The organism is Paenibacillus sp. P4_E11 (assembly GCF_056401635.1).
Genome location: NZ_JBFUIX010000175.1, coordinates 1 through 6095 on the forward strand (window position 1 = coordinate 1; position 6095 = coordinate 6095).

At 47.9% G+C, this 6095-nt stretch carries 6 protein-coding genes; 5 read left to right on the plus strand and 1 reads right to left on the minus strand.

Going from position 1 to position 6095, the window contains the following annotated elements; all coding sequences use genetic code 11:
• Positions 1 to 94: 94 nt before the first annotated feature.
• The 4 genes from AC1DWB_RS30410 (at position 95) to AC1DWB_RS30425 (ending at position 4380) form a co-directional block, all read left to right on the plus strand.
• A complete protein-coding gene (locus tag AC1DWB_RS30410) occupies positions 95 to 733 on the plus strand; it encodes a DUF6677 family protein (protein WP_477544840.1) in 639 nt (212 codons plus the stop codon).
• A 42-nt stretch (positions 734 to 775) separates the two neighbouring features.
• Positions 776 to 1999 carry a DUF4097 family beta strand repeat-containing protein gene (locus AC1DWB_RS30415; RefSeq protein WP_477544841.1) on the plus strand — a complete coding sequence of 408 codons (1224 nt, stop codon included), beginning with the start codon at positions 776 to 778 and terminating at the stop codon, positions 1997 to 1999.
• Positions 2000 to 2072: 73 nt separating this feature from the next.
• Positions 2073 to 2501, plus strand: a complete 429-nt coding sequence (gene perR / locus AC1DWB_RS30420) for a peroxide-responsive transcriptional repressor PerR (RefSeq protein ID WP_477544842.1) — start codon at positions 2073 to 2075, stop codon at positions 2499 to 2501.
• 127 nt (positions 2502 to 2628) lie between these two features.
• Positions 2629 to 4380 carry a glycosyl hydrolase family 18 protein gene (locus AC1DWB_RS30425; protein WP_477544843.1) on the plus strand — a complete coding sequence of 584 codons (1752 nt, stop codon included), beginning with the start codon at positions 2629 to 2631 and terminating at the stop codon, positions 4378 to 4380.
• 61 nt (positions 4381 to 4441) lie between these two features.
• Here the strand turns inward: AC1DWB_RS30425 and AC1DWB_RS30430 are convergent, their stop codons facing one another.
• On the minus strand, positions 4442 to 4810 hold the full coding sequence (locus AC1DWB_RS30430; protein WP_477544844.1) for a DUF2614 family zinc ribbon-containing protein: 369 nt from the start codon (positions 4808 to 4810) through the stop codon (positions 4442 to 4444).
• 128 nt (positions 4811 to 4938) lie between these two features.
• Between AC1DWB_RS30430 and AC1DWB_RS30435 the strand changes: the two genes are divergently transcribed.
• Positions 4939 to 5814 carry a nucleotidyltransferase-like protein gene (locus AC1DWB_RS30435; protein ID WP_477544845.1) on the plus strand — a complete coding sequence of 292 codons (876 nt, stop codon included), beginning with the start codon at positions 4939 to 4941 and terminating at the stop codon, positions 5812 to 5814.
• The last annotated feature ends 281 nt before the right edge of the window (positions 5815 to 6095 follow it).

Below are 6095 nucleotides of genomic sequence, written 5' to 3' on the forward strand. Positions count from 1 at the left end.
CTTTTTCACTTTCCACTCCTCTTGTCCACAGTTAATCGACAGCCTCTATGAGGGTGTTATAGGAAAATCAATATTAGTCTTAGGAGGAAAGACCATGACGGATCAAGACAAACAACCACAAGCTCCCGTTCAACCGACCAACACGGGAGAACACGATTTCAACAACCATTGGAACGGTCATCAACACCTACCTCCAATGGGATCGCCCTATCCGTTCAATCAGCAGCCTATTCCTCCCAAACGCAAGTTTGTAGCCGGATTATTGTCTTTTTTCGTTCCGGGTATCGGGCACTTTTATTTGGGACAGATGCAGCGAGGGATCATGATCATGCTCGCTATTATTCTGGACATCTTCGCCATTGTCCAGCTCTCCATCAGCATGAATGTGAGCATTCCGCTCATCACGCTGTTTTCCTTGCTGTTGCCTGTCATTTACTTCTTCACTATATTCGATGCCCTGCAGCTAACCGACCGGATCAACAATCAGCGCTACTCCATATTCGGCGAACCGAATGAATTTTTTGGCAGCAGCCAAGGAGATCCCCTGCAGTCGTTAACACGTGGGAATCGGGCAGGGTGGTTGTTAATTGGGGTAGGTGCGTTGTTCTTCCTATTGAGCCATAAGCCAGCTTGGATGACCGAACTTGTGAGCACGATGGGCTCCTATGTGGGGGCACTCATTCTCATCTTGATTGGCGGCTACTTATTTTTACGGAAGAACAACAACAAATAATAGACCGTTGCTTGGCAATTGGTGAAGGGGGATATATTCCTTATGATCAAAGTGGGGAGAATTACATCGGCGCTTATCCTCGTTGTAGTAGGAGGTTTGCTGCTGTTCGATCAGATGGCGGATACGAATTATTTGGGCTACGTGCTGGATTGGTGGCCGCTTATCATGATCTTATTGGGTGTCGAGTACTTGTGGGTAAACTTGAAGTATCAGAAGAGTGACCGTCAGCTGAAATTGGATATAGGCGGTGTGTTGATCGCAGTTGTGATCGTGATTGGCGTAGTTGGTGTAACGCAGTCGAGATGGATTCCCACCCAGTGGTTCAATGGCGTGAACTGGGAATCGCTTGTCAAGGGAGAGCTGGGCAAGAAGTTTGAGATGGGAACCACCACTATTCCGATTGCCGAGAAGACGGACAAAGTAACAATCGACAATCCGTATGGCAGCATCATTGTACAGACAGGCAGCGTGAAGCAGATCGAGATTCAGCGGACCGTCTGGGTCAATCTAAGCGATGAGAGCGGGGCACAAGAAGTAGCGGACGCGACACATATTGACTATACCGCAGGGGATACACTAGTTATTACCAGCAAAAGCGATATTAATCGGTTTGCCCGTAAGCCTACTATCCAACTCGTGGTAACTGTCCCAGAGCAGGAGAAGCTCAATTGGTTACTCAAGGGACTGAATGGTAAAATTGAAGCCGCCAAGCTTCCGATCGATGACGAGCTGGAAGTCGATACCACGAATGGCAGCATCACCTTATCGGATCTGCAGGGCAAGCTGATCGCACATACGAGCAACGGTTCAGTGAAAGCAACTGCGATCAAGGGCAAGGTACAGCTGACAACGACGAACGGCTCGGTGACCGCTCAGGATATTACGGGCGATGTCGAGATCAAGACCTCTAACTCTTCTGTAACGGTAGACCGGGTATCTGGAAAACTAACCACGCGCACGACAAATGGTAGAGTAGCCGTTACAGAAGTGACTGAAGCTGTTCAAGTGGAAACATCCAACGGATCAATCTCGGTTGCCAGTCACAAGGTAGGCGGAGATTGGAACTTGGAAACGAGTAATGGACGAATCGAAACGAAACTACCTGCCGATGGTAATTATGAAGTGGACGGTCGCGGAGGCAGTGTGACCACTAACCTCCCGTTAAACGTTTCTGAGAAGAGAATTGAGGGGAAAATCGGCACAGGCCAGTACAAAATCAAAGTAAATACATCCAACTCAAGCATTTCGTTTCAAAGGGCAGATTGACAAAAACAACGACGCGACCGTAATATATAAAGAAGCTGGCATAATCAAACAAAATTTGTGGTGGTGAACGTCGATGACAACCCGTTTCGAACATGCATTAGATAAACTTAAAATGACCGGTGTCCGAATGACCCCTCAAAGACATGCCATTCTTGGCTATTTGTTGGATTCCATGTCGCATCCGACTGCCGATGACATCTACAAAGCGTTAGGAGACCGTTTTCCCAGCATGAGCGTAGCGACCGTCTATAACAACCTTAGGGTGTTCATTGATTCGGGTCTTATTCGCGAACTGACTTATGGGGACGACTCCAGCCGATTCGATTCGGATATGTCGGATCATTATCATGCCATTTGTGATCAATGTGGAGTTATCGTCGATTTCGAGCATCCTCCACTGCATGAGGTGGAAGATACTGCTGCGAGAGAGACCGGATTCCAGGTCAGAGGACACCGGTTAGAAGTGCACGGGCTATGTCCCGCCTGCGCCCGAACGCATTGACATTATTTTCAATCGTTCAATTGGAGCAATTCCAATATACTAGACGCATCCGGCTTCTTCCCCAACAGGAGAGGATTCGGGTGCGTCTTTTCTTTTGGGTAACCGTGGAGATTACGGGAGGGGAACTATGGAGCTTACAGCGAATGATAAGCCGCAACGCCCTAAGCGGAGTGGTTTTCGATTATGGGCCTTTATGTTTTTATTTCTTATAGCACTTATATCTGCAGCAGGGACGTATTATTGGTTTTCTGTATATTACCCGAATCAAGAGCATGTTAGTCCGGATCTGAACAATATGAAGAAGCCGATCTTTTATCAAGGCGCGATTTGGAAAGAAGAAGCACTTGGGAGCAAGGAGAACTTGAAGCTGCCGCTCTCGCTCGTTCAGGATAAAGTCGATTCGACCCTACTATATGAGGCAACCTCTGAATCGGTCATTATTACAACGAAGGATAAAGTGGTTCGGCTGAAGACGAATAATTTGACAGGTATGATGAATGAAAAGGCATTCACGCTTCGGTTTCCGGTTGAGAAGGCAGAGAGTCGCATCTACTTGCCAATTGATTCCTTACGGGAATATTATGGCCTGGACATCCGCGAGTCCGAGGAGACGGGTGTAGTCATGATATACCAGGCCGGGGATACCATTCAATGGGGGAATGTACAAGCCTCAGGCCGCAAATCCGGTCAGATTATTCCGATGCGACAATCAGTAGGAATCAAATTTCCAATCGTTGCCGATTTGCAGCCCCAAGAGCAAGTGGTAATCTTGTCCGAGCAGGATAACTGGTACCATGTGCAGCGTAAGAACGGAATTACGGGCTACGTGCAGAAGAAGAGCGTAGCACTCGATCATATCGAAACCGTCCCGCTTTCCAAGCAAGCGACGGCATTTGTCCCTTGGAAGCCGCTTGGCGGCAAAGTGAATTTGACTTGGGAGCAGGTCGTGACCAAGAATCCGAATACAGCGCAGATCGCGCCGATGCCTGGTCTGAATGTGATTAGCCCGACATGGTTTCATTTGATGGACGGAGAAGGCAATATTAAGAATCAAGCCGACGCTGCTTATGTGAAGTGGGCACAGGCCAACAATTTGCAAGTATGGGCCTTGTTCGACAACAATTTCGATCCCAAGATTACGACAGAAGCGCTGGCTACTTATGACAAGCGGTTGAAGATGATTAAGCAACTGCTTTCATTCGCCCAACTCTACAAGCTGCAGGGCATCAATATTGATTTTGAGAATGTGAACTTGAAGGATAAGGCGAACTTGACCCAATTCGTAAGGGAAATGACACCTATGCTGCATGAGCAAGGGCTTGTTGTATCCATCGATGTGACCGTGAAGTCGACAAGTGAGAATTGGTCGATGTTCTATGACCGCCAGGCACTTAGTGAGACCGTGGATTACATGATGGTTATGGCTTATGACGAACACTGGGCGAGCAGTCCGATTGCGGGTTCGGTGTCTTCGCTGCCGTGGGTGGAGAAATCGATCGTGCAGATCATGAAGGAAGATAAGGTGCCTGCGAGCAAGCTTATTCTTGGTGTTCCTTATTATACCCGAATCTGGACGGAGCAAACGAAAGACGGTAAAACGTCGGTAACGTCCCGAGCCGTATTTATGGATACCGCCAACGCGACCGTTAAGGACAAGAACCTGACGCCCGTATTTCTGCCGGAAATCGGACAGCAATATGTGGAGTATAAGGATGGAGACTCGTTGATTAAGATATGGTTGGAAGATGAGGTTTCCATGAAAGCCCGGATCGAGCTTGTGAAAAAATATGATTTGGCCGGAGTCGGTTCCTGGAGGCGAGGGTATGAAGTGCCTGCGATCTGGGATTTGATTAAGAAAACGTTGGAAGCTAAGCCGTGATTACGTAACAAGAAAACCTGGCCGATGAACMGGCCAGGTTTTCTTGTTGTCTACGTATTCTTTACGATGAAGAAGATGAGGTTTCTGATGTACCATTCGGTTCATTGGCGTAAGCTGGGTCGAACGTTAGCTTTGTTTTGCAAAACATGCAGCGATCGGTCTTGCCTAACATCTTGGTGCGTCTACCGCATTCGGGGCAATCCAGCGAGATGGCGCTAGTAGACAGCATACCTGCCCAGAAGTAAATGGCGACGCTCCCTAGCATCACGATCATGCCTAGAACCATGAATATAGCAGCGATAATTTTGCCGGCCTTCCCCCAGTCGAAGACGATCCCGGCCAACCCTACGATCATGACAGCCATACCGCCCATCGTTAGCAGCAGCCCCCACAATCTGAATTCGTTAATCTTGCTTGATTTGAAAAACATAAGTCATCCTCTTTTCCCGGTCAGTCCGGTTTTCATATTTGTCCATATGTTGAGGCAGGAAACCGATCCCTTGTGTAGAATTAAATTAGGACATCCCTATCGCCAGTGTATATCGTCGGAGGTAAGACATGGAGTCCATTAAGGAACACATTCGATTCCGGTTTGAACAAGACAGCAAGCTGATCGGCGTTCTACTCGTACCGAATCCGGCTCCCTATAGTCCGCTTGTGGACGGATCAGATGGACTCGTATTGATCGTACGAGAACAAGACGATGAGGCGAGCACCCTATCCCATTATAGTAAAGACGGATTCCGTATACAAGAACGTTGCTTGAACCCTGCTCAATTGGAACAGGGGATTGTGAATAGTGCGGCCAGAAGCGTTATCCAGTGGATGTTACAAGGAGAGATTGTGATGGATCCCCATTTGTACATGGAAGGTTTAAGGCACAAGCTAATGGAATATCCTCCTGAATTGCGCCAACAGAAGCTGCAAATCGAATTTTCGCTTTTTTTGCGGAGTTATCAGCAGAGCAAGCAATACTTGCAGGATGGCCATCTGTTGGATGCTTACAGTAATGTTCTGGAGGCGCTATGTCACTGGGCGCGAATTGTCATCATCGAAGAGGGCATTCACCCCGAGGTTCTGGTGTGGGCGCAAGTTCGTAAGATTAACCCCGGAGTATACAAACTGTATGAAGAGCTTTCTTCTAACGATGAAACTTTGGAGCAGAGGGTTCGGCTTGTCGTCTTGGCCTGCGAGTTCTCCGTTATGTCGAAGATGGAGAGCTGCTGCTCGATTCTGCTCCATGTAATCAAGAGTAGGCAAGAGCCGTGGAGTTTGCGAGAGTTGGCAGCGGAAGCAGAATTGAGAGAGTTGAACTTGGAGCTCCCTATGTTAATAACGAAGATGTCGCGCAAGCAGCTCATACGCGAGGTGGCCGTTTCTGCAGACGAGTCCCTCATGTTGGAGCTCCGATATACGGCTTATACGGAAGGTTAGAACGCTTAGCTGGGGCATATCCCTGGCTAGGCGTTTCATGTTTCTATAGGAGATGTTCAGCTTCGAAAGCAAGCTTGATATTGTGTACAACCTTTTGACTATTCCAACTTTGAGATTATGCTTGACTTTGTTTGTCCGGATATGATAAATTAATTCTCGCCCCTTAAAGAGCAGTCGACACAGTTCGACGGCCGAGAGGACGAAGAAAAATAGTTCTTGCAATGAAGTGGGCAACTGTGGTATATTGAATAGGTCGCTGTTCGGGCGGTAGTGACGCTGTC

Bases quoted from the DNA above. Each gene is read 5' to 3' on its own strand.
- AC1DWB_RS30410 (WP_477544840.1), top strand. From the start codon at position 95: ATGACGGATCAAGACAAACAACCACAAGCTCCCGTTCAACCGACCAAC.
- AC1DWB_RS30415 (WP_477544841.1), top strand. From the start codon at position 776: ATGATCAAAGTGGGGAGAATTACATCGGCGCTTATCCTCGTTGTAGTA.
- perR (WP_477544842.1), top strand. From the start codon at position 2,073: ATGACAACCCGTTTCGAACATGCATTAGATAAACTTAAAATGACCGGT.
- AC1DWB_RS30425 (WP_477544843.1), top strand. From the start codon at position 2,629: ATGGAGCTTACAGCGAATGATAAGCCGCAACGCCCTAAGCGGAGTGGT.
- AC1DWB_RS30430 (WP_477544844.1), bottom strand. From the start codon at position 4,810: ATGTTTTTCAAATCAAGCAAGATTAACGAATTCAGATTGTGGGGGCTG.
- AC1DWB_RS30435 (WP_477544845.1), top strand. From the start codon at position 4,939: ATGGAGTCCATTAAGGAACACATTCGATTCCGGTTTGAACAAGACAGC.